This is a genomic window from Shewanella sp. 1180_01, from assembly GCF_052850535.1.
Genome location: NZ_VXCT01000034.1, coordinates 11,527 through 35,579 on the forward strand (window position 1 = coordinate 11,527; position 24,053 = coordinate 35,579).

Annotated in this window: 17 protein-coding genes and 1 pseudogene; 12 read left to right on the forward strand and 6 right to left on the reverse strand. The window is 45.4% G+C overall.

The genetic code is table 11. From position 1 onward, the window contains the following. The first annotated feature begins 43 nt into the window (after positions 1-43). The gene (locus tag FW758_RS16340; RefSeq protein WP_446445935.1) at positions 44-3,232 is read left to right on the forward strand and encodes an amidohydrolase family protein; all 3,189 of its coding nucleotides are present in this window, start codon (positions 44-46) and stop codon (positions 3,230-3,232) included. Positions 3,233-3,433: 201 nt separating this feature from the next. On the opposite strand, the gene FW758_RS16345 is transcribed toward FW758_RS16340, so the two are convergent. Then, a complete protein-coding gene (locus FW758_RS16345; protein ID WP_006083813.1) occupies positions 3,434-4,036 on the reverse strand; it encodes a DNA-3-methyladenine glycosylase I in 603 nt (200 codons plus the stop codon). 117 nt (positions 4,037-4,153) lie between these two features. Between FW758_RS16345 and glyQ the strand changes: the two genes are divergently transcribed. Continuing rightward, positions 4,154-5,059 carry a glycine--tRNA ligase subunit alpha gene (gene glyQ / locus FW758_RS16350; RefSeq protein WP_219235734.1) on the forward strand — a complete coding sequence of 302 codons (906 nt, stop codon included), beginning with the start codon at positions 4,154-4,156 and terminating at the stop codon, positions 5,057-5,059. Positions 5,060-5,069: 10 nt separating this feature from the next. Further along, a complete protein-coding gene (glyS, locus tag FW758_RS16355; RefSeq protein WP_446445936.1) occupies positions 5,070-7,139 on the forward strand; it encodes a glycine--tRNA ligase subunit beta in 2,070 nt (689 codons plus the stop codon). A gap of 100 nt (positions 7,140-7,239) precedes the next feature. Here glyS and FW758_RS16360 read toward each other — a convergent pair whose 3' ends face one another. After that, complete coding sequence (locus FW758_RS16360) at positions 7,240-8,280, reverse strand: HDOD domain-containing protein (protein WP_446445937.1); 1,041 nt, start codon at positions 8,278-8,280, stop codon at positions 7,240-7,242. 333 nt (positions 8,281-8,613) lie between these two features. On the opposite strand from FW758_RS16360, the pseudogene FW758_RS16365 reads away from it, so the two are divergent. Both FW758_RS16365 and FW758_RS16370 read left to right on the forward strand, forming a co-directional pair. After that, positions 8,614-9,535 (forward strand): annotated as a pseudogene (locus FW758_RS16365) (5-oxoprolinase subunit C family protein). 104 nt (positions 9,536-9,639) lie between these two features. Next, positions 9,640-10,302, forward strand: a complete 663-nt coding sequence (locus tag FW758_RS16370) for a glutathione S-transferase family protein (RefSeq protein WP_446445938.1) — start codon at positions 9,640-9,642, stop codon at positions 10,300-10,302. Positions 10,303-10,388: 86 nt separating this feature from the next. Here the strand turns inward: FW758_RS16370 and gyrB are convergent, their stop codons facing one another. From gyrB to dnaA, 4 genes are all read right to left on the reverse strand, one after another. Then, on the reverse strand, positions 10,389-12,806 hold the full coding sequence (gene gyrB, locus FW758_RS16375; protein ID WP_071939868.1) for a DNA topoisomerase (ATP-hydrolyzing) subunit B: 2,418 nt from the start codon (positions 12,804-12,806) through the stop codon (positions 10,389-10,391). Positions 12,807-12,822: 16 nt separating this feature from the next. Next, complete coding sequence (gene recF / locus FW758_RS16380) at positions 12,823-13,905, reverse strand: DNA replication/repair protein RecF (protein ID WP_446445939.1); 1,083 nt, start codon at positions 13,903-13,905, stop codon at positions 12,823-12,825. Between the two features lie 201 nt (positions 13,906-14,106). Further along, on the reverse strand, positions 14,107-15,207 hold the full coding sequence (gene dnaN / locus FW758_RS16385) for a DNA polymerase III subunit beta (protein WP_006083825.1): 1,101 nt from the start codon (positions 15,205-15,207) through the stop codon (positions 14,107-14,109). A gap of 20 nt (positions 15,208-15,227) precedes the next feature. Then, positions 15,228-16,616, reverse strand: coding sequence for a chromosomal replication initiator protein DnaA (gene dnaA / locus FW758_RS16390; RefSeq protein WP_006083826.1), 1,389 nt, complete (start codon positions 16,614-16,616; stop codon positions 15,228-15,230). 446 nt (positions 16,617-17,062) lie between these two features. On the opposite strand from dnaA, the gene rpmH reads away from it, so the two are divergent. The 7 genes from rpmH to mnmG all read left to right on the forward strand — a co-directional run bounded on the left by rpmH (position 17,063) and on the right by mnmG (position 23,948). Continuing rightward, on the forward strand, positions 17,063-17,200 hold the full coding sequence (rpmH, locus tag FW758_RS16395) for a 50S ribosomal protein L34 (protein WP_006083827.1): 138 nt from the start codon (positions 17,063-17,065) through the stop codon (positions 17,198-17,200). Between the two features lie 15 nt (positions 17,201-17,215). Next, positions 17,216-17,572 (forward strand): ribonuclease P protein component, encoded by a 357-nt coding sequence (rnpA, locus tag FW758_RS16400; protein WP_006083828.1) that lies wholly within the window; start codon positions 17,216-17,218, stop codon positions 17,570-17,572. Further along, entirely contained in the window at positions 17,539-17,793 is a 255-nt protein-coding gene (yidD, locus tag FW758_RS16405) for a membrane protein insertion efficiency factor YidD (RefSeq protein WP_006083829.1), read from the forward strand. Before rnpA ends, yidD begins: the two co-directional genes overlap by 34 nt. A 3-nt stretch (positions 17,794-17,796) precedes the next feature. Continuing rightward, positions 17,797-19,422 (forward strand): membrane protein insertase YidC, encoded by a 1,626-nt coding sequence (yidC, locus tag FW758_RS16410; RefSeq protein ID WP_006083830.1) that lies wholly within the window; start codon positions 17,797-17,799, stop codon positions 19,420-19,422. 127 nt (positions 19,423-19,549) lie between these two features. Further along, complete coding sequence (gene mnmE, locus FW758_RS16415; RefSeq protein WP_259567727.1) at positions 19,550-20,911, forward strand: tRNA uridine-5-carboxymethylaminomethyl(34) synthesis GTPase MnmE; 1,362 nt, start codon at positions 19,550-19,552, stop codon at positions 20,909-20,911. 267 nt (positions 20,912-21,178) lie between these two features. After that, positions 21,179-21,619, forward strand: coding sequence for an FMN-binding protein MioC (mioC, locus tag FW758_RS16420; RefSeq protein WP_006083832.1), 441 nt, complete (start codon positions 21,179-21,181; stop codon positions 21,617-21,619). A gap of 439 nt (positions 21,620-22,058) precedes the next feature. Next, positions 22,059-23,948: a tRNA uridine-5-carboxymethylaminomethyl(34) synthesis enzyme MnmG gene (gene mnmG / locus FW758_RS16425; protein WP_012588971.1), complete on the forward strand. Its 1,890-nt coding sequence runs from the start codon at positions 22,059-22,061 to the stop codon at positions 23,946-23,948. Positions 23,949-24,053: the final 105 nt, after the last annotated feature.

Consider the following 24,053-nt stretch of genomic DNA (forward strand, 5'->3'; position numbering starts at 1 on the left):
AATACCACTCAAGCAGTCCATAAGAACGATAACAGGAAGTGACATGTTGAAATCTAAACTTACCCCGCTTTATATCGCCCTCGCTCTAGGTATGAATACCCTCGCCGTTAACGCAGCAGAAACTAAGGAGGCCGAATGGAATGTTAACGCTCCAGCAAATGCTCCCTTAGAGCAAGTCAAAATTGATGTTAATGAAGGTACTTGGATGAACCTTAGTGTCAGTCCAGATGGCAAGCATATTGTCTTCGACTTGCTCGGCGACATTTACCAAATCCCAGTAACCGGCGGTGAAGCTAAGCCATTAGCCCAAGGCATTGCTTGGCAGATGCAGCCCGTCTATAGCCCAGATGGCAAACACATCGCATTTACCTCGGATGGCGATGGTGGTGATAACATTTGGATCATGGATGCCGATGGTAGCAATCCACGAACTGTCACCCAAGAAACATTCAGGTTGCTAAACAGTCCAGCTTGGAGCCCTGGCTCTCAGTATCTTGTTGCACGTAAGCATTTTACCGCCAGCCGCAGTTTAGGTGCGGGTGAAGTGTGGCTATACCACGTAGCGGGCGGCGAAGGCGTCAAACTAACTGAACGCCCAAATGATCAGAAAGATTTAGGCGAACCCGCGTACTCGCCCGATGGCCGTTATATCTACTTTAGCCAAGATGATACGCCAGGTAAAACCTTCCATTACTCGAAAGATTCAGTTAACGGTATCTACAAAATCAAACGTTATGATACCCAAACCGGGAATATTGAAATCTTGATAGAAGGTACCGGTGGCGCGATTAGACCAACACCGAGTCCTGATGGCACTAAACTCGCCTATATAAAGCGTGATGACTTTAACTCATCACTCTACCTGCTCGACCTCAAGTCTGGTGAAACCACTAAATTATTTGGCGAACTAGACCGTGATATGCAAGAGACTTGGGCAATCCACGGCGTCTACCCGACTATGGCGTGGACTCAAGATAACAAGGATATTTTCTTCTGGGCTAAAGGAAAGATTAACCGCCTGAATATTGCCAGCAAAACACTCACAGATATCCCCTTTAGCGTAAAAACTGAGTTAGCAGTACAACCCTCAGTACGCTTTAAGCAAGACATTGATAAAGACGTTTTCGATGTAAAAATGCTGCGTATGGCACAGGTTTCTCCCGATGGCAGTAAAGTCGCCTTCGAAGCACTGGGGAAGATTTGGTTAAAATCATTGCCCGATGGAAAAATGTCGCGCTTAACTGAACTCAATAATGGGATTGAAGAACTGTATCCACAATGGTCACGCGATGGCAAAAATATTGTTTTCACCACTTGGAATGACCAAGACCAAGGAACAGTACAAGTCATTAGCGCCAAAGGTGGCAAACCTAAGCAGCTAACATCTGAGCCAGGAAAGTACGTAGAACCCACCTTTTCACCCGATGGTGAACTTGTGGTGTATCGTAAAACCCAAGGTGGCAATCTCACACCTAGAACTTGGTCGCAAGAACCAGGACTCTATAAAGTCGATATCAAAGGCAAACAAAATATCAAGATCAGTGCCGATGGCTACCAAGCTCAATTTGGTGCCAATACCGATCGCGTCTTTTTTATGAATAGCAGCGAAGATGAAACACCACAGTTATCATCTATCAACTTAGATGGCTTCGATAAGCGAATTCATTACAGCAGTAAGCATGCGACAGAATTTAGGGTTTCACCCGATGGTGAGCAACTCGCCTTTGCTGAACGCTTTAAGGTTTGGGTGACACCTTTTGCTAAACACGGTGAAACCGTTGAGATTGGCCCCAATGCCAACAATTTACCCGTAAGTCAATTGAGTGTCCGTGCGGGTGAAAGTATCAGTTGGAACAGTAAAAGCAACCAACTGTATTGGACGCTTGGCCCCGAACTTTATCAAGCCAAGGTTGATACTCAATATCTCAGCAAAGATGAAAAAGCTCAGCCAAGCATTATCAATTTAGGCTTTACCGAAAAGGCCGATGTTCCACGTGGAACAATCGCCTTCATCGGTGGCAAAGTGATTACAATGGAATATGACCAAGTCATCGACAATGGCGTGGTCATAGTCAAAGACAATCATATTGTCGCCGTAGGTGATGCCAATATCGCGATTCCAAAAGATGCACAGATCATCGACATCAAAGGCAAATCCATCATGCCAGGGCTATTCGATGCCCACGCCCATGGACCGCAAGCAGATGATGAAATTGTGCCACAACAGAATTGGGCGCTTTATTCTGGCCTTTCCTTAGGTGTCACCACTATTCACGATCCCTCGAATGACACGACAGAGATTTTTGCCGCTTCCGAACAACAAAAAGCAGGACACATAGTTGGCCCGCGTATTTTCTCTACTGGTACCATATTGTATGGTGCCAATGCGCCAGGCTACACATCACACATAGACTCACTCGATGATGCCAAGTTTCATCTTGAACGTCTGAAAAAAGTCGGAGCCTTTAACGTAAAAAGCTACAACCAACCACGCCGTAATCAGAGGCAACAAGTCATCGCTGCCGCTCGCGAACTCGAAATGATGGTCGTGCCAGAGGGTGGCAGTTTGCTACAACACAATCTCACTATGGTCGCCGATGGCCATACAACGGTTGAGCACTCTTTGCCTGTCGCGGCGATTTATAACGATATCAAACAATTCTGGAGCCAAACTAAAGTCGGTTACACGCCAACCTTAGTGGTTGCCTATGGCGGTATTTCAGGCGAAAACTACTGGTACGATAAAACCGATGTGTGGGCGCATCCACGTCTGTCTATGTATGTCCCCGCCGATATCTTGCAGGCGAGATCCATGCGACGCCCGCATGCACCAGATGGCCACTACAATCATTTCAATGTTGCTAAAGTGGCTAACGAACTAAATAAGTTAGGGGTTCACCCCAATATTGGCGCCCACGGTCAGCGTGAAGGTTTAGCGGCACATTGGGAAATGTGGATGTTCGCCCAAGGCGGCATGAGCAATATGGAAGTATTGAAAACGGCCACCATTAATCCTGCGACAACCTTTGGTATGGAACAACAGCTAGGCTCGATTAAAGAAGGTAAGCTCGCAGACTTAATCGTTATTGATGGTGATCCATTAGCCGATATTCGCGTTACAGATAAAGTCACTTATACCATGGTCAACGGTAAGCTTTTTGATGCTGAGACGATGAATGAGCTTAATGGGGATAAGGAAAAACGTAAGCCATTTTTCTTTGAGAAAATCTAAACTCTATCCTCAAGGCTAGAATGGGAGAGTTGCTTTACTGTTTTAATTATTTGGTTTAACCAGATATCACCAATGAAGATAAAAGCATGTTCCACGTGGAACATGCTTTTTTACATTTTGTGCATTGTTTATTGTGTATATGGACAAGAACTCGAATATTGCTATGAGTACTGCCCTACATCACATCAGCAAGATGAGCGATTACTGATGTTCGCAGTTATGCTGACCGGCACAGGAATCAACACAGGCCTGGTAGGAAATACACTCTACAAGGTGGTCATTCACCATACCCACCGCCTGCATAAAGGCATAACAAATTGTTGGGCCGACAAAATTAAATCCAAGCTTCTTTAACGCTTTTGACATGGCTTCTGATTCTGGCGTTTGTGCTGGAACCTGCGACATAGCAGTAAACTGATTCACTATGGGCTTACCCCCAACAAAGCTCCATAAGAATGCAGAGAAATCCTTCCCATCGGCAGTATAGGCCAAATATCCTTTGGCATTCTTGATGATAGAGTTCACCTTCAAGCGATTGCGCACTATGCCGGGATTCAACATAAGTTCCTCCACTTTCGCCTCATCAAAGCCAGCAATCACTTCTGGTTCAAAATTGGCAAAGGCCTGCTCATAGTTTTGTTGTTTCTTCAGGATCGTAATCCACGATAATCCGGCCTGTTGACCGTCTAAACACAACTTAGCAAACAGCTCCTTAGGATCATAAACCGGCCGCCCCCACACTTTGTCATGATACTCACGATACAAGGGATCATCACTTACCCAGCCACAACGGATCTCTTCCATGGTATATAACCTTATTGTTTTAATTAAGAAGGTAAAAAATAACCTACATAAGCAGATATCTACAAGGTATAATCGAACCCATTTTCTATTCAGGCTGACGGCAGTAGACAAGTAGACATGACGACAAAACACGACGTAAAAACATTTCAGGGTTTCATTCTCACCCTGCAGGAATATTGGGCACAGCAAGGCTGTGCAATCGTTCAACCTCTAGATATGGAAGTCGGCGCTGGAACATTCCACCCACAAACTTTCCTACGTTCTTTAGGGCCAGAACCTATGAGCAGTGCCTATGTGCAGCCATCGCGCCGCCCTACGGACGGTCGTTACGGTGAAAACCCTAACCGTCTGCAGCACTACTACCAATTCCAAGTCGTGTTGAAGCCTTCTCCTGACAATATTCAAGAGCTGTATTTAGGCTCACTGCAAGCACTGGGTATTGATACTCAAATCCACGATATCCGCTTTGTGGAAGATAACTGGGAATCACCAACACTAGGTGCTTGGGGCTTAGGCTGGGAAGTTTGGCTTAATGGTATGGAAGTGACTCAGTTTACGTACTTCCAACAGGTTGGCGGCATCGAATGCAGCCCAGTCACAGGTGAAATCACCTATGGCCTAGAGCGTCTGGCCATGTATATCCAAGGCGTAGATAGTGTTTATGATCTCGTATGGACCGATGGTCCACTGGGCCGCATCACCTATGGTGATGTGTTCCATCAAAATGAAGTCGAGCAATCGACCTATAACTTCGAGCACGCCGATGTGGACTTTATGTTCACCCTGTTCGATCAGTGCGAAAAAATGTGTCAGCATTTATTGTCGCTAGAAAAACCTTTACCTCTGCCCGCATACGAGCAAGTGATGAAAGCCTCACACGCCTTCAACCTGCTCGATGCCCGCCATGCCATTTCAGTTACCGAGCGCCAACGCTACATCTTACGCGTTCGTACTATGGCGAAAGCGGTCGCTGAATCTTATTATCAGGCACGCGAAGCGCTTGGCTTCCCAATGTGTAAGTAGAGGTAAAAACATGAATTTTGAAAACTTACTCATAGAGTTAGGCACGGAAGAATTACCACCTAAGTCACTACGTAAACTGGCTGAATCCTTTTTAGCTAACTTTACTGAAGAACTCACCAAAGCCGATTTAGCGTTCAGCTCAGCCGTTTGGTACGCAGCGCCACGTCGTCTGGCAATTAACGTCACTGAACTTGCCCTTGCACAAGCTGACAAAGTGGTTGAAAAACGCGGCCCAGCAGTGAGTTCAGCATTTGATGCTGAAGGCAAACCGACTAAAGCTGCCGAAGGTTGGGCACGTGGTAATGGTATTACTGTTGAACAAGCCGAACGTTTAGTTACAGATAAAGGCGAATGGTTAGTCCATAACGCCAAAGTTGAAGGCGTCGAAACAAAAAGTTTAATCGCTGCTATGGCGCAACGTGCACTCGATAAATTGCCCATTCCTAAGCCAATGCGTTGGGGCAATAATAAAACCCAATTTATTCGCCCCGTTCATACAGCCACTATCTTGTTAGGCAGTGAGTTGATTGAAGGTGAATTGCTGGGTATTAAATCGGCGCGCACTATTCGCGGTCACCGCTTTATGGGGCTCAAGCAGTTTGAATTAGCACACGCTGATCACTACCTTGCCGACCTAAAAGAAAAAGGCAAAGTCATCGCCGATTACGAAAGCCGTAAAGCATTAATCAAAGCCGATGCCGAAAAAGCCGCCGCTAAGATTGGTGGCACAGCGGATATTGAAGATAGCCTGCTTGAAGAGGTCACCTCTTTGGTTGAATGGCCTGTGGTATTGACCGCTAGCTTCGAAGAAAAATTCTTAAGTGTACCGTCTGAAGCTTTGGTCTATACCATGAAAGGCGATCAAAAATACTTCCCTGTCTTTGATGACGCGGGCAAGTTACTGCCAAACTTTATCTTTGTGGCCAATATCGAATCAAAAGATCCCGCGCAAATTATCTCTGGTAACGAGAAAGTGGTTCGCCCGCGCTTGGCTGATGCTGAGTTCTTTTTTAATACCGATAAAAAACACACGCTGGAATCACGTTTACCTAGCCTAGAAACCGTCCTGTTCCAACAACAGCTCGGCACCTTAAAAGACAAAGTGAATCGTATTTCTGCCCTAGCCGCCTTTATTGCCGGACAAACTGGCGCGAATGCGGTTGATGCAGCCCGTGCAGGTTTGTTATCTAAAACCGATTTGATGACCAATATGGTGATGGAGTTTACCGACACTCAAGGCACTATGGGCATGCACTACGCCCGCCTCGATGGTGAAACCGAAGCCGTTGCGGTTGCAATGGAAGAGCAATACAAGCCTAAGTTCTCTGGCGATACAGTGCCTAGTGCTGGCGTATCTTGCGCAGTCGCATTAGCAGATAAGCTCGATACTTTAGTCGGTATCTTTGGTATTGGCCAAGCACCAAAAGGCGCAGCCGATCCCTTTGCCCTACGCCGTGCCGCCATTGGTGTGCTGCGTATTATCGTAGAGAACAAACTGCCACTGGATTTAGTAACGCTGATTGCTAAGGCTCAGGAACTCCACGGTACTAACTTAAGCAACGCAAACGCAGCAGAGGAAGTGCTTGAATTCTTAATGGCTCGTTTCCGTGCTTGGTATCAAGATAAAGGTATTGGTGTTGATGTGATCTTAGCCGTGCTAGCACGTCGCCCAACACGCCCAGCTGATTTTGATAGCCGTATCAATGCGGTATCACACTTTAGAAGCCTAGAAGCTTCTAGCGCACTTGCGGCAGCGAACAAACGTGTATCCAACATTCTGGCTAAGGTTGAAGGTGCTTTACCGACAACGATCAATGCGAGTCTGTTAACTGAAGCCGCAGAGCAAGCATTAGCGGCCAAGTTGAACGAGCTGCAACCACTGCTGGCACCTTTGTTTGCCAATGCCGATTACCAACAAGCCTTAACCTTGTTAGCTGGCCTACGTGAAAGCGTGGATCAGTTCTTCGAAGATGTGATGGTCATGGTAGATGATGAAGCGTTGAAAAACAATCGCTTAGCATTGTTGAATAATCTACGCGAGCAGTTCCTGCACGTCGCGGATATATCACTACTGCAATAACGATACTAACGTTTTTAAATTATCGCTTTATAAAAAACGCGCTCATTAGCGCGTTTTTTATTGCCCTAATTTCTTATATCCAACGTATTACATGGCCTAATCAAAACTGCAGTAGTTTTTGATGTAAGCCATCAAATTGTGTTTGATCTAAGTTAACTTGCTGCAGTAAATTCGCCAGAATCTCAGGGGACAATTGCCCTGCTTGATGCAGCATAGAAATCTCGCTGATCACATTCGCCCGCCATACCACAGCAGCTAGCCCAGCTTGCGGGCGCGAGTTCACACTGGCAAGCTTGTCTAATTCTGTTTCAAAGGTATTGGGTAACTGCCAATGCTTAGCGAGCAATGAACTTAAGGCTAACGATTTCGTCGTCATCACTTGTCTAAATAAACCAGAATTAGGCTGTTCTCCCGGCTCTGCCTGTACAAATGCATCGAGAAGCATTTTAAAAATGGCCAGCTTGCCGACATCGTGTAATAAACCCAACAAAAAAGCCGTATCTTGATCTTCATCGCTTAACTCACTGGCAAGAAAAGCAACCTGCATCGAATGGCGCCAAATTTCAGCCCCAAAACGACGGAAATAGATTGGCTTGATATCCAACATTTCACGCACTAGACAAGTGGTAACAAACTTTCTCAACTGTTCACGACCAAGCTGTACCAAAGCCTGCTGCAAACTGGTGATATCCCTATCGCTACGTTTAAACGCGGGGGAATTACATAGCTTAAGTACCTCAATACTCAGTAAAGGATCTCGCTCAATAAGCGCTAATAGATCCTTAATATCAAACTGAGGATCGGCCAGCTTACGATCTAGCTCCAATACCTTTGACGGCAGCTTTAGCACTTTTTCGGCGATCACTTGTGGCGATGCCAAGGCCTGCTCTATCTCCACCATGACTCGACGTTCAAGATTATTAGCTACACCGCCAGTGTCCTTAACCCGTGTCGGAAACAACAAACTATAAAAAAGTGCGGCTAAATCCACTGATACCACACTAATGTCTTCGAGAGGTTTAGCTGGCTTTCGCGCAGGTTCAAGCGATTTACCTAAGTCAGTGGTTGAAAAACTTTTGGGTCTCTCAACCGTCGCTGTATCGCGAATATTAAAGAGCTTATTAAAAAGTGATTTAATCAAGAAGCATCAACCTGTCATTATAAATAATTGTTAAAAAGTCAGTTAAATATTGCCCATCATAAATCCATTTTGATCCGCTTAAGCTATATATAAATACGTTGCAGACATGCTAATGGCTTGCTTAAGTGTAACATATTCAATTCATTTCTGACGTCTACAATCCCGCTATTGCTGCCTTTATAAAGACAATCTTGGTTACAACTTGAAACCTCAAAAAACTTACATTCTGGCATCATTTAGCTGACAATATGTCCACCCTTAATAAAGTGATACGTATTTCGTCTCCCTTTAAGTCATTCACGACATACTCGCCAGCTAACGACGGAATATTTGATGATCGAGGTAATAAAAGCGGGTGCACTAACCACAGTTCAAGATCTCGGACGCATGGGATACCGACATTTAGGTGTAACCCAAGCTGGCGCCTTAGATAGACCTGCCCTGTGTTTAGCAAACCGCCTATTATCAAACCCAGATAACACACCCGTATTAGAATTGACCTTCGGCCAATCGATTTTTTTGTTTAAACGCGACGCTTGGATTGCCTTAACCGGTGCCGATTTCGATGCTCGTATAGACAATAAGCCCATAGTTTGCGGCTGGCGTTACTCCATTAAGGCAGGGCAAAAACTCAGTCTTAGAGGGGGAAATAAAGGCATGCGTGCTTATATTGCCGTTGATGGCGGCGTTAAAGTACCGCTAGTGATGAATTCTGCCGCTACCGATTTAACCTCAGGTATCGGTGGATTTCATGGCCGCGCATTAGAAGCGGGCGATCGCCTGACCTTAGGTTCTGCTCATCCACTAAGAAGGCAAGTCGGTGCAATTCAAAAAAGTTGGGATGGGCATATTCGCGCACTCGCGACCAAGCACACTCAAGCCTTCTCGTTGAAATCTCAGCAAACATTCTGGCAAACACAGTGGCAACTTTCAGCGGAAAGTGATCGTGCGAGTGCAATACTCAAAGGTGATACGTTAACATTGGCGAAGCCATTCCCTGTGCAATCACACACAGTCACGCCCGGAGTAGTTCAAGTCTCCGCTTCAGGGCAACCACTCGTGTTACTTGCCGATGCGCAGACCACCAGCAGTCATCCGCAAATAGCCGTAATTATTGAAGCCGATCTTTGGAAGATCGGCCCAAACTCGCCCAGGGCAAACAGTTAAATTCGAATTGGTCGACGATGAACAAGCCGCAACGGCGCAGGCAGAATGGCATGACTACTTCTATCGCTTACAACGCAGTCTCAACTAGGTATATAGAAATTAAGAAGCTAGATTTAATTCATTAGTCATAGGTGAAATGAGCCCATATAGTAGCTTTGCAGAAACACTCAGCATTTCACTCAAGGACAAACAATGGATCTTTATATTGGCAATAAAAACTACTCTAGCTGGTCACTGCGGGCTTGGTTAATGGCCGCGAAATCTGGCGTGCAGTTCAACGAAGTATTGCTGCAACTCGATACCGACAGCTTTTATCAGCAACTCAAAGCCATTTCGCCGACGTTAAAAGTACCGACATTAGTCGATGGTAATATCACGGTATGGGATTCACTCTCGATTTGCGAATACCTCAACGACACCTATCTTGCCGGTAGTGCATGGCCGCAAGATCCTAAACAAAAAGCCAAGGCCAGATCGATTGCCAGTGAAATGCATTCTGGCTTTAATGCCGTGCGTAACGCTCTACCAATGAACATACGCGCGAGCCGTTATGTTGAGCTCACTGATGCGGTCCGCAAAGACATTGAGCGCATCGATGCGATTTGGTCAGCACAAATGGCCGAGTTCGCCCCATCACATGCTGAAGGTACTTGGTTATTTGGCCAATGGTCGATTGCCGACATGATGTTTGCGCCTGTGGTCATGCGCTTTCTCACCTACGGTGTTGAAGTCTCGCAGGCAAGCCGTGCCTATATGCAGCATGTGATCAGCTGTCCGGAAATGCAGGCGTGGATGAGTGCGGCTAAAGCTGAGACTGAAATTGTGGCAGCGGATGAAACGGGTATTGATCGATAAAAGAGATAAAATCATAGAGATAAAAAAGGGAAAGCCTTAGCTTTCCCTTAATCATTCACGTACTAACACGCATTGCGCATCTAGCACTATACGTCTAAGTTAGCCACGTTCAATGCGTTCGCTTCGATGAACTCACGACGAGGTTCAACTTGATCACCCATCAAACAAGTGAACAACTGATCGGCACCCACGGCGTCATCAATCGTGACTTGCAACATACGGCGTGATTCAGGATCCATTGTAGTTTCCCACAATTGCTCAGGGTTCATCTCACCCAATCCTTTATAACGTTGAATGTATAAGCCGCGTTTGGCTTCAGAAATCGTCCAATCTAGCGCTTCAAGGAAGCTACCGACTTCTTTAACACGTTCGCCGCGTTGTACATAGCCGCCTTCTTCAATCATGCCATCTAACGCCGCACCTAACTTACCGATACGTTGATAATCGCTTGATTGGAAGAAGTCATAAGTAAACAGATAGTTAGTATCGATACCGTGTTTACGAATGGTGATCTTAGGCAGATACACTTTACGCTCAGGATCGAGAATCGGCTCAGCAGAATACAGTACGCCGCTGCTTTCCATTTCCACCAGCTCATGGATAAAGGCATCGATCCACTCTTTCATCTTGCCTTCATCGGCCAACATATCGTTGGTGATCATTGGGTGGTAAAGCATACGGTTAGTAATGTGCGTTGGATAGCGCTGCTCTAAACGGGCAACAATGGCTTCCACTTCACGATACTGAGTCACTAAACGCTCTAACGGCTCACCTGACATACCAATCGCCCCTTGGGTTGGGTACACAACAGTGCCATCCAATGCTTGAGTCGTGAGATATTGAGTCAATGCTGGCTCGTCTTTCAAATACTGTTCTTGCTTGCCCTTTTTCACTTTAAATAGTGGTGGCTGAGCAATATACACATAACCACGTTCAATCAATTCAGGCATTTGACGGAAGAAGAAGGTCAACAGCAAGGTACGAATGTGCGAGCCGTCGACGTCAGCATCCGTCATGATGATGATGTTGTGATAACGAGTTTTATCTGGGTTATATTCGTCGCGACCAATACCACAGCCAAGCGCCGTGATCAGTGTGGCCACTTCTTGAGAAGACAACATCTTATCGAAGCGGGCCTTCTCAACGTTTAGAATTTTACCTTTCAGTGGCAGAATCGCTTGGTTCTTACGGTTACGTCCCTGCTTAGCACTACCGCCAGCAGAGTCACCTTCCACTATGTAAATTTCTGAAAGACCAGGATCTTTTTCTTGGCAATCGGCCAGCTTACCTGGCAAACCACCTAAATCGAGCGCGCCTTTACGACGGGTCATTTCACGGGCTTTACGCGCCGCTTCACGGGCACGGGCCGCATCGACAATCTTACCAACAATCAACTTAGCATCGGCTGGGTTTTCCAGCAGATAATCGTTCAGCTTCTCACCCATGGTTTGTTCAACCGCGGTTTTCACTTCACTAGAAACCAGTTTGTCTTTGGTTTGCGAGCTGAACTTAGGATCAGGAACTTTAACAGAGATAACGGCAGTCAAACCTTCACGGGCATCGTCGCCAGTCGCGCTAGTTTTGCCTTTCTTGTTATAGCCTTCGTTTTCCATGTAGCTATTGAGGTTACGTGTCAACGCACTACGGAAACCGACTAAGTGAGTACCACCATCACGCTGTGGAATGTTGTTGGTAAAACAGAAAATATTTTCTTGATAACCGTCATTCCACTGCATAGCCACTTCAACGGTAATGCCATCTTCACGCTCTTGCATAAAGTGGAATACATCTTTGTTGACTGGGGTTTTGTTACGGTTCAGGTAATCGACGAATGCGCTAATACCGCCTTCGTATTTAAAGAATTCATTCTTGTTGTCACGTTCATCAACCAGACGAATACCTACGCCTGAGTTAAGGAATGACAGTTCGCGCACGCGCTTTGCCAGAATTTCAAAGTGAAACTCGACATCGCTAAAGGTATCTTCACTTGGCCAAAAACGGATTTCGGTACCGGTTTTAGTCGCATCACCAATCTCTTTGATTGGTGCATCAGGCACGCCATGAGTATAAAACTGCTCGTACACTTTGCCTGCACGACGAATAGTCATTTGCAGCTTTTTAGATAAAGCGTTTACAACCGATACACCCACACCGTGGAGACCGCCAGACACTTTATAGGAGTTATCGTCGAACTTACCGCCGGCATGCAATACCGTCATGATAACTTCTGCTGCCGATACGCCTTCTTCCTCATGGATAGATACCGGAATACCACGGCCGTCATCCTTAACAGAAACCGAACCATCGACATGGATAGTAATGGTAATATCGCTGCAGTGGCCGGCTAAGGCTTCATCGATAGAGTTATCGACTACTTCGAACACCATATGATGTAGACCCGTACCGTCGTCGGTGTCACCAATATACATCCCAGGTCTCTTACGTACTGCATCAAGGCCCTTAAGGACCTTAATACTCGAAGAATCGTAACTATTCTCTGACATATTATTCTCTCAATGGTTATTCAATTACCGTTACACGTCCCTGTTCCACATGAAACATCCTACTGGGAGGCGTGTGTAACGAATCGACTATTGCTGCAGGATCGATGGCGGTCACAAAAACTTGTGCACCGGTATCCGTTAACTGCTTAAGCAATAGCTGCCTATGCTGTGCATCCAACTCGGACGGAAGATCATCCACAAGATAAATACTGTGTTTATCTATTTGTTGTTTGAGCAACTTTCCCTGTGCAATACGCAGTGCACAGACTAATAATTTCAATTGACCACGGGACAGGGCATCCTGCGCCGGCAAAGTGCCTACACGAAGTCTAAGGTCAGCTTTATGGGGACCGCTGACGGTATGACCTGTGGCCAAATCTCTGGAATATTGGTTTTCGAGTAGTTCTGCAAAATCCGTTTTACTATCCCAGCCGCGCGTAAATGAAACCTTCACATCTACACTCGGTAAAAACTCCCCGATTATACCCTTAAGTAGCTCATTTAACGAGTCTACATAATGGTTTCGTATTTCAGTAACCTGCTCGGCATAACGCACAAACTCTTGGTCCCAAAATTGAATATTACTGTAGGCCGAGCGATTTCTAAGCAATTGATTTCTTTGCTTAAGAACGCGGCGAACATTCGTCCAAGCGCCATAAAACTGTGGGTCAGCATGAAATGCACCCCAATCGATAAATTGTCGACGGGATTTTGGGCCTTCAAACAGTAAAGAAAAGCTTTCAGGCGTGATCACTTGAATAGGTAACGTTTCGGCTAATGTCGACAGACGTTTGACTTTTTCACCGTCGATTCTCACTTCGGTCTCACCACTACGAAATCGGCGCAAACCGATTTTACTGTCACCGCGCGCTAAATTTAAGGTCGCAAAGAGCGTTAACTTATCGTCGTCGTTATTAATCACTCGTTGGGATAAATGGCTGCGAAACGAACGTCCCATACCGAGGAAATAAATCGCCTCAAGAATACTGGTTTTGCCGCTGCCATTTTGGCCATAAATCAAGTTAATCCCAGGTGCAGGGATTAACTGTGCGGACTGAATGTTGCGAAATGCTTCGATATTGAGACGGGTCAGGCTCATGCATTACTCATTAAGCCGCGTAAACGGCGAAGGCAAGGATTCATAACACTTAACAGGCAACTCAATCGCTGCCACAGGCTAAGGCTATCGGTAAATGAGTGAAGGAATGGCCAATGCTGCGTATTAAACACTGTGCCGCCGTTAAGCGGCATAGACATCGAAGACAGAGGTACAGACACGGGTAACGTAAAAATCGATGGTTTATAAGCGCATCGGCATAACCACATACATGGAATCTTCTTCCAAATGGTTTTCGATTAAGGCGCTGGAGTTACCATCAATGAGCGTGATACGCACATCATCGGACTTAAGGTTGTTGAGCACGTCGAGTAAATAACTGACGTTAAAACCAATTTCTAAGGCTTGGTTGTTGTATTCCACATCGATGATCTCTTCCGCTTCTTCCTGTTCAGGATTGTTAGCGGTGATCTTAAGCAGACCATTTTCGAGTTGAATACGCACACCACGGAATTTTTCGTTCGATAAAATCGATGCGCGGGTCAGCGCTTGCTTCAGGTGATTACGACTCGCAATCACAATTTTATCACCGCCCTTTGGCAATACACGGCGATAATCAGGGAAGCGGCCATCGACTAATTTACTGGTAAATACTGTGTTAGCCGTAGTGGCACGAATGGCATTATCACCAATGGCAATCGCGATATCGAGATCGTCCGACTCCAATAAACGCGCCATTTCCATTACGCCTTTGCGTGGAACAATGACTTGTTTTTCAGGTAATTGTGCTTCAATCGTGCGGTGACTTAAGGCTAAACGGTGGCCGTCGGTCGCAATAGCGCGCAACACATTACCTTCAGTTTCAAACAATAAACCGTTGAGGTAATAACGCACATCTTGGTTAGCCATAGAAAATTGCGTTGAGTCGATAATCGACTTCAACACGCCCTGCTTCAAGCTAAATTCAATCTCAGCTTGGAAGGCTTCAACGTTGGGATATTCTTCTGCGGGCAACGTCGCTAAGGAAAAACGACTACGGCCTGAACGCAGCAACCATTTATTATCTTGTTGTTCGACTTTCAGTTCGCTTTGTTCTGGCAAAGACTTAACAATATCGAGCAGCTTTTTAGCCGGAACCGTAGTACGACCTTCTTCGATATCACCGTGAACCACAACTTGGCCCACGAGTTCGACTTCTAAATCTGTTCCGGTCAGCTTAAGTGAGTGACCACTTACTTCTACAAGGAGGTTAGACAAAATGGGCAAATTATGGCGTCTTTCTACCGCACCACACACCAATTGCAACGGCTTTAATAGGGCATCCCTATCAATTGAGAATTTCATAGTGTCCAAATTTCCTTGTTTTAAGAAGATAAGGTTCTAATCAAATTAGCATAATCTTCTTTAATGTCGTGGCTCTCTTCCCGTAGCTGAGCAATCTTACGACAGGCATGCAACACTGTGGTGTGATCTCGACCACCAAAAGCATCACCAATTTCCGGCAAGCTTTGGTTAGTTAATTCTTTGGATAACGCCATTGCCACTTGTCTTGGCCGCGCGACACTGCGTGAACGGCGCTTAGACAACATATCAGCCATCTTGATCTTGTAGTATTCAGCTACGGTTTTCTGAATATTGTCTATAGTGACTAATTTTTCTTGAAGTGCCAAGAGGTCACGTAAAGCTTCACGAACAAAATCAATGGTAATTGGTCGACCGGTGAAGTTAGCGTTGGCGATAACGCGGTTTAACGCCCCTTCTAGCTCACGCACGTTTGAACGTAAACGTTTAGCAATAAAGAAGGCCACTTCATCGGGCAAGTTAATGCCGCTCTCTTGAGCTTTACGCATCAAAATCGCCACGCGGGTTTCTAACTCTGGTGGCTCAATCGCCACGGTTAAACCCCAACCAAAACGCGATTTCAATCTGTCTTCAACACCGTCGATCTCTTTTGGATAACGATCTGAAGTCAAAATTATTTGGTGATTTCCCTCAAGTAAGGCATTGAAGGTATGGAAGAATTCTTCTTGGGATCTGTCTTTATTGGCAAAAAATTGAATATCATCGATAAACAAAGCATCGACGCTACGGTAGTAACGTTTAAATTCTTCGATCGCATTGTTTTGCAGCGCTTTAACCATGTCTTGGACGAAACGCTCGGAATGCATGTAAACCACTTTGGCATTCGGATTATTTTTAATGATCCCGTTACCGACAGCGTGCAACAAGTGAGTCTTACCTAGACCTGTTCCGCCATATAAGAATAATGGGTTATAAGCACCACCTGGATTTTCAGCCACTTGCAACGCCGCAGCCTTACCTAATTGGTTCGACTTACCTTCTACGAAGTTATCAAACTGGTAGCTAGGATTGATGTTACTGCGGTGATTCGCGTTCGCCATCGGCTCGGCTTGGACGTTAAACGTCGTGCCTACTGTCGCTTTAGTTTGGGTATTTGCTACACGAGTTGGCGCTATAGGTGCTGGCACACTTGGCTTTTTCGCCGAAGGACGACTACCAATATCGAAACGCAATTTAGGTGCATCGCTGCCCATCTGCTCAGTAAAGAACTGATTAATGATATTGATGTACTTATCTCTGACCCAATCAAGCACGAAGCGGTTGGGCGCATAAAGCACCAGAGTATCTCCATCCATTTCGGCTTGTAACGGTCTGATCCACATACTGAACTGCTGAGCAGAAAGCTCATCTTGCAATCGTCCGATACATTGTTGCCAAAGTGAAACAGCCACTTAGTTATCCCCAAAAGATCATCAAAAAAGAGGTGTATTCTATAGCGAGATCTCAAGGATCGCTATCCTTAAAAAATATTTATCCCCAGCGAGATCATTCTGTGTGGATATCCTCGATCATCAAAGATCCAAAACGATCCTTTTATTCTGCACTATCCGCAAATCCTGCTTTATTAAGCGATCCACATTGATCTATAATGGCGCCCCTTCGATCGGCTCGAAGATCCCCTACACTACTATATGTAGTGTCCGTACACAGAGTTATCCACATCTTATGGTGTATTCTGGGGATTGATCAAAGGATACGCTGGCAGAAATAAAGCACTTACTTACTTTCGTTGTTGACGTGACTAAGTATTGTGATTACAATTCGGCCTCTTTTTTGCCCTTACCTCTATCCTAGAGATAAGGATATGTTCACTAATTAACAAAGACGGATTGCCATCATGAGTAAACGTACTTTTCAACCTAGCAACCTGAAGCGCAAGCGTTCTCACGGCTTCCGCGCTCGTATGGCTACTGTAGGCGGCCGTAAGGTGCTTGCACGTCGTCGTGCGAAAGGTCGCGCTCGTTTATCTGCTTAATAAGTGGGTAACTAGTTGACTAGCTATACCTTTTCGCGGGAGTTACGTTTGTTAACTCCCGCGCAATTTAAATCTGTATTTTCCAATCCCATCAAAGCATCTTCTGCTGAAATTACCTTGCTCGCTATTCCTAACACGGAACAACATCCGCGTATGGGCCTTACTGTTGCCAAACGCTTTGTAAAACGCGCCAATCAACGTAACCGTATTAAGCGTGTGATCAGAGATAGTTTTCGCTTAAATCAACACGACATTCCTCATCTTGATATTGTTGTGCTTGTCAGAAATGGCGTGATGGAAATGGAAAACGCTGAAATCAACAAATTGATAGAAAAGCTATGGCGCAAACTCAGTCGCCGCTACAATGGCTAGCGACCACGTTAATTCGTGGCTATCAAGTATTCATAAGCCCTATACTGGGCCCTCGATGCCGTTTCAATCCCACCTGCTCTCACTACGCTATTGAAGCAATAAAAGTGCATGGAACCGCGAAAGGTTGTTGGTTTGCATTGAAACGCATATTAAAATGTCACCCTTTACATCCCGGCGGTAGTGATCCCGTCCCCCCTAAAAATGACAGGTGTAATAAATAGGCTATGGAATCTCAACGCAATATATTGCTCATAGGACTACTGTTTGTCAGCTTTTTGCTGTGGCAACAGTGGCAAGCAGACAAAGCTCCTAAACCCGTTGCAACAGAATCGTCCTTAGTGGCGAACGCGGCAAACTCACACAGTGCCGATGTTCCAGAAGCTGATACAGGTGTTCCTGCAGCAGTGACAGCAACCAGCAAACTGATTACCGTGAAAACCGACCAGTTGGATGTTCAAATTAATCCAATCGGTGGCGACATTGTTTTTGCTGCGTTAGTTTCGCACAAAATGGAACAGGATAAAGATCAACCCTTCGTGTTGCTTGAGCAAACGAAAGATTTCACTTATATAGCCCAGAGCGGTCTTATAGGTCGCGATGGTATCGACAGTAGCGCCAAAGGCCGTGCCGCATTTAGCACTGCAGCGACTGAATATACCTTAGCCGAAGGTCAAGACACTTTAGAAGTGCCGTTAACTTATGTAGCCGACAATGGCGTGACATACACTAAAGTGTTTGTATTCCATCGTGGTAAGTTCAACGTCGATGTTGACTATAAAATCAACAACACTTCAGCGGCTCCGCTGCAAGTTCAGATGTACGGTCAAATTAAACAAACGATTAAACCGTCTGAAAGCAGCATGGTTATGCCTACCTACCGTGGTGGCGCATTCTCTACGCAAGATGTGCGTTATGAGAAATACAAATTTGATGACATGGCGAAAAGCAACCTGAACCAAGCGACGTTGGGCGGTTGGGCTGCCATGCTACAACATTACTTCGTTTCAGCTTGGATCCCACCGGCTACCGACAGCAACACTATTTTCTCTAGTGTCAGTGCGGGCGGTTTAGCCAATATTGGTTTCCGCGGCGCGGTATATGATATTGCTCCAGGTGCGACTCAAGAAATTAGCTCACAGTTCTACGTTGGTCCTAAGGATCAAAAAGCACTGTCAGCCATCTCTGATACCTTAAACCTAGTGGTCGATTACGGCTTCCTATGGTGGTTAGCTGTACCTATTCACTGGCTATTGATGTTCTATCAGTCATTCGTCGGTAACTGGGGTATGGCTATTATTCTGATCACCTTAACCGTTCGTGGTTTACTGTTCCCGCTGACAAAAGCACAGTACACCTCAATGGCGAAGATGCGTAACCTGCAACCTAAACTGACTGACTTGAAAGAACGCTTTGGTGATGACCGTCAAAAGATGGGTCAGGCCATGATGGAACTGTATAAGAAAGAAAAAGTTAACCCTATGGGTGGCTGTTTACCTATTATTTTACAGATGCCAATCTTCATTGCCTTGTACTGGGTATTGTTAGAAAGCTTCGAATTACGTCACGCACCCTTTATGTTGTGGATACACGATTTATCGGTACAAGATCCTTACTACATATTGCCGTTGCTGATGGGCGTATCTATGTTTGTGATGCAGAAGATGCAACCTATTGCACCGACTATGGACCCAATGCAAGTGAAAATGATGCAGTGGATGCCAGTGATCTTTACCGTATTCTTCCTCTGGTTCCCAGCGGGTCTAGTACTGTACTGGTTAGTGGGTAACATAGTTGCTATCACGCAACAGAAGATTATTTATGCAGGTCTGGCGAAAAAAGGCTTAAAATAAGCCTAAGATTTGCAAGACTCTAGCGCATCGTTACAGATTAATGTGAACGAATGACACTAAAAGGCGGCTTAATTGGCCGCCTTTTCCTTTACATATTTTAGTAGATATTAGTTTGGTGGGTATTTCCGTGACAACTGACACTATCGTGGCTCAAGCCACCGCGCCCGGACGTGGCGGCGTTGGCATCATTCGAATTTCAGGCGACAAGGCCAGTGATGTCGCTATGGCCGTATTAGGTCATCTTCCTAAAACCCGATATGCCGATTATTGCGATTTTAAAAGTGCATCGGGCCAAGTAATAGACCAAGGCATAGCGCTGTTTTTTAAAGGACCGAATTCCTTTACTGGCGAAGATGTCTTGGAACTTCAAGGCCACGGCGGCCAAATTGTCCTCGACATGCTGATCAAACGTGTAATGGAAGTCGGTGGTATTCGTATCGCAAAACCAGGCGAGTTCAGCGAACAAGCCTTTATGAACGATAAACTCGACTTAACCCAAGCCGAAGCCATTGCCGACCTTATCGACGCCACCAGTGAGCAAGCCGCTAAAAGCGCGCTGCAATCACTACAAGGTGAATTTTCTAAGGAAGTCCACGAGCTGGTGGACCAAGTCACTAACCTGCGTTTATACGTTGAAGCCGCAATTGATTTCCCCGATGAAGAAGTCGACTTTTTAAGTGACGGCAAGATTGCCAATGCACTCTATAAAATCATCGACAAACTTGACCTAGTGCAAGCCAGTGCCAAGCAAGGTTCTATTATTCGTGAAGGGATGAAAGTGGTAATTGCCGGTCGTCCCAATGCCGGAAAATCGAGCTTACTGAATGCGTTAGCGGGTAAAGAGTCGGCAATTGTGACTGAAATTGCCGGTACAACACGCGACGTATTACGTGAACATATCCATTTAGACGGTATGCCGTTGCATATTATTGATACCGCAGGACTGCGTGATACCACTGATACGGTAGAACAAATTGGTATTGAACGCGCATGGAATGAAATAAACAGCGCCGATCGTGTGCTATTTATGGTGGACGGCACGACAACCACCGCCGTCGATCCCCATGCGATTTGGCCTGACTTTGTCGATCGCCTGCCCTCCAATTTAGGTGTAACAGTGATCCGTAATAAAGCCGATCTCACGGGCGAAGACTTAATGATGACCGAAGAACAAGGTTATAGCGTCTACCGGATCTCGGCAAAAACAGGCTTAGGTGTTGAAGAATTAAAGCAACACTTGAAGTCACTTATGGGTTATCAGAGTAATCTCGAAGGTGGCTTTATCGCCCGTCGTCGTCACTTAGAAGCCCTTGAATTAGCCGCAGGACACCTGCAATTAGGTAAAGAGCAGTTAGAGGTTTACCTTGCCGGAGAGCTGCTAGCGGAAGAGCTACGTATGTGCCAATTAGCACTATCTGAGATCACTGGCCGCTTCACTTCTGACGATTTACTCGGCAAGATTTTCAGCTCTTTCTGTATTGGAAAGTAATGTTCTCGCCATGTGAACAGCTTTTCTAGCTAAGGCTTGTTGTGCTCAACAAGCCTTTCTTTTAACTAAAACCTCGTCAATTCCGCTTATATATCTTCCTAAATCCCTCTCGCTATACCCGTATAAATCCCAGATTTACACACCATCTCATAGAGACAAGCCTAGTTTTACCTTATGATGAAGCCGTATTAGCGCCCGAATACAGCCCCAAAAAGGCAGTAAACGAGTGTATTTCAGCGAGATTATCCATAAAAGGTATCGTCATAAATGGCAAAGATTGAAGTAATAGTCGGCACAACATTGGGCAGTGCAGAGTATGTCGCCGACGAAATGATGGCGCAATTAACGGATCAAGGGCACCAAGTTCAAGTGCATTTAACCCCAACTCTGTGTGAAATCGACACCCATGCACTGTGGATTATCGTGTCATCTACCCACGGCGCAGGTGATCTTCCAGATAATATCCAGCCCTTTTTCAATGAAATTACCGAGCAAAAACCGGATCTCAGCCAAGTGAACTTTGCCTTATGTGCAATTGGCGACTCAAGTTACGACACCTTTTGCCAAGGCCCTGAAAAATTAATTTCAGCCATTCAAGACTGCGATGCTAAAGCCTTTGTGGATAAGATCCAGATCGATGTACAGCTTGATCCCGTGCCAGAAGACCCAGCCCTTGCATGGTTAGCACAATGGCAACAGGAGATTTAAGATCGCCTATGGGATAAGGTCGCGATCTATGTACAGTTTAGATCCTATTTATCCACAATTTACTTATTTAAAGTATAAACATGTGGATAAGCTATTATTTAGATCTGATCAACCTCTGTACTATTCACACTCCGATCTGCTTAATGATCCACCCTGTGGGTAAGTAGGCGATCTATCCCCATGTTTAATGGCGTTAGATCGCGATCAGATCACAGGATCAGGATCGCGCTAATTAATGATTTATATACTTAATTTGGGTTATGCACAGAAAAACGCGATCCTAATAGTAAACATAATAAGAAGATCTATATAAAGATCTTAAGATCTATTAGTCCGGATCATCTCGATCGAACAGCGTAAAATGATCATTCACCTAGCACAAAGCAAATGCTAAAATACTCGGCTCGTACTGAGTCTCTTAGCAATTGAAGGTAGTGGCATGCATTTTCATGAACGGTTTGATGTAATTGTTGTTGGTGGTGGTCATGCCGGAACTGAAGCCGCGTTGGCAGCAGCAAGAATGGGATCAAAAACATTATTACTAACGCACAATATCGATACGTTAGGACAAATGTCATGTAATCCAGCGATCGGTGGCATAGGCAAAGGCCACCTAGTGAAAGAAATTGACGCCTTAGGCGGTGCAATGGCGATCGCAACCGATTATGCAGGGATCCAATTTAGAACCTTGAATTCAAGCAAAGGCCCAGCAGTACGAGCGACACGTGCACAAGCTGACCGTGCGTTGTATCGTCAAAAAATCCAAAACATATTACAAAACCAACCTAACTTACGTATTTTCCAACAAGCAGTTGATGACTTAATTGTTGAAAATCATCAAGTCGTTGGCGTAGTGACTCAAATGGGATTAGCCTTTGAATCTCCAGCCGTTGTGTTAACAACAGGCACATTCTTAAGCGGCAAAATCCACATAGGGTTAGAAAACTACAGCGGTGGCCGTGCAGGCGATCCACCAGCCATTGCCTTAGCCAATCGTTTACGTGAGTTACCGATCCGTGTTGGCCGTTTAAAAACCGGTACCCCGCCACGTATCGATGCAAACACGATCGATTTTTCTCAAATGGCTGAACAAAAAGGTGATTCTCCGTTACCTGTGATGTCGTTTATGGGCGATGTCAGTCATCATCCAAAACAAATTTCTTGCTGGATCACTCATACCAATGAAAAAACCCATGAAATTATTCGTGGTGGTTTAGACAGAAGCCCAATGTATTCAGGCGTAATCGAGGGTATTGGCCCGCGTTATTGCCCATCGATTGAAGACAAGATCCATCGCTTTGCAGATAAATCTTCGCATCAGATCTTTATCGAACCAGAAGGGTTAAATACCAATGAGATCTACCCTAACGGGATCTCGACCAGCTTACCTTTCGATGTACAGCTGAATTTAGTACGTTCGATCAAGGGCATGGAAAACGCAGAAATCATGCGTCCAGGTTATGCGATCGAATATGATTATTTCGATCCAAGGGATCTGAAAAACTCATTAGAAACCAAAGCGATCAATGGGTTATTCTTCGCTGGCCAAATAAACGGCACAACCGGTTATGAAGAAGCCGGTGCTCAAGGTTTATTAGCGGGCATGAATGCGTCGCTGCAAGTGCAAGGCAAAGAAGCTTGGTGTCCACGCCGTGACGAAGCGTATCTTGGAGTACTGGTTGACGATCTGTCGACTCTGGGTACCAAAGAACCGTACCGCATGTTTACTAGCCGTGCCGAATACCGTTTGTTACTCCGTGAAGATAACGCCGACATTCGCTTAACGGCCAAAGGTCGCGAACTTGGTTTAGTCGACGACGCTCGCTGGGCAGCATTTAGTGAAAAGCTAGAATCCATTGAACTTGAACTGCAAAGGCTACGTGGCCAATGGGTACATCCAAATTCGCCTTTGATCCATGCGTTAAACCCACATTTGAATACGCCGATCTCTCGCGAAGCGTCATTTGAAGAGTTACTGCGTCGTCCAGAAATGGATTACAGCAAGTTAATGCAGATTGAAGGTTTTGGTCCTGGGCTTGAAGATCCACAAGCAGCTGAACAAGTTCAGATCCAAGTGAAGTACTCTGGTTATATTCAACGCCAGCAGGAAGAGATCAACAAAGCCGTGCGTAATGAGAACACAGGTTTACCTTTGACGCTCGATTACAAAGAAGTACCGGGCTTGTCGAACGAAGTGATTGCTAAGTTAAATAACCACAAACCAGAAACTATAGGCCAAGCGTCACGGATCTCTGGTATTACCCCTGCGGCTATTTCAATTTTGTTGGTTCACCTCAAAAAGCGTGGCTTATTACGTAAGAGTGCGTAAAAGCTAGCTTAATAGCTGCTTAGGTCATAGAAGGGAAGCATTCAGGCTTCCCTTCATCGTTTTCGGGCTTCATAATAGCCTTCGCGTTCATAATCGTATCTTTTT

Coding starts and splice junctions, on each gene's coding strand:
- FW758_RS16345 (WP_006083813.1), bottom strand. CDS start 4,036: ATGGAAGAGATCCGTTGTGGCTGGGTAAGTGATGATCCCTTGTATCGT.
- glyQ (WP_219235734.1), top strand. CDS start 4,154: ATGACGACAAAACACGACGTAAAAACATTTCAGGGTTTCATTCTCACC.
- yidD (WP_006083829.1), top strand. CDS start 17,539: ATGGCGCAAACTCAGTCGCCGCTACAATGGCTAGCGACCACGTTAATT.
- mnmG (WP_012588971.1), top strand. CDS start 22,059: ATGCATTTTCATGAACGGTTTGATGTAATTGTTGTTGGTGGTGGTCAT.
- yidC (WP_006083830.1), top strand. CDS start 17,797: ATGGAATCTCAACGCAATATATTGCTCATAGGACTACTGTTTGTCAGC.
- mioC (WP_006083832.1), top strand. CDS start 21,179: ATGGCAAAGATTGAAGTAATAGTCGGCACAACATTGGGCAGTGCAGAG.
- gyrB (WP_071939868.1), bottom strand. CDS start 12,806: ATGTCAGAGAATAGTTACGATTCTTCGAGTATTAAGGTCCTTAAGGGC.
- FW758_RS16370 (WP_446445938.1), top strand. CDS start 9,640: ATGGATCTTTATATTGGCAATAAAAACTACTCTAGCTGGTCACTGCGG.
- dnaN (WP_006083825.1), bottom strand. CDS start 15,207: ATGAAATTCTCAATTGATAGGGATGCCCTATTAAAGCCGTTGCAATTG.
- rpmH (WP_006083827.1), top strand. CDS start 17,063: ATGAGTAAACGTACTTTTCAACCTAGCAACCTGAAGCGCAAGCGTTCT.
- glyS (WP_446445936.1), top strand. CDS start 5,070: ATGAATTTTGAAAACTTACTCATAGAGTTAGGCACGGAAGAATTACCA.
- recF (WP_446445939.1), bottom strand. CDS start 13,905: ATGAGCCTGACCCGTCTCAATATCGAAGCATTTCGCAACATTCAGTCC.
- FW758_RS16340 (WP_446445935.1), top strand. CDS start 44: ATGTTGAAATCTAAACTTACCCCGCTTTATATCGCCCTCGCTCTAGGT.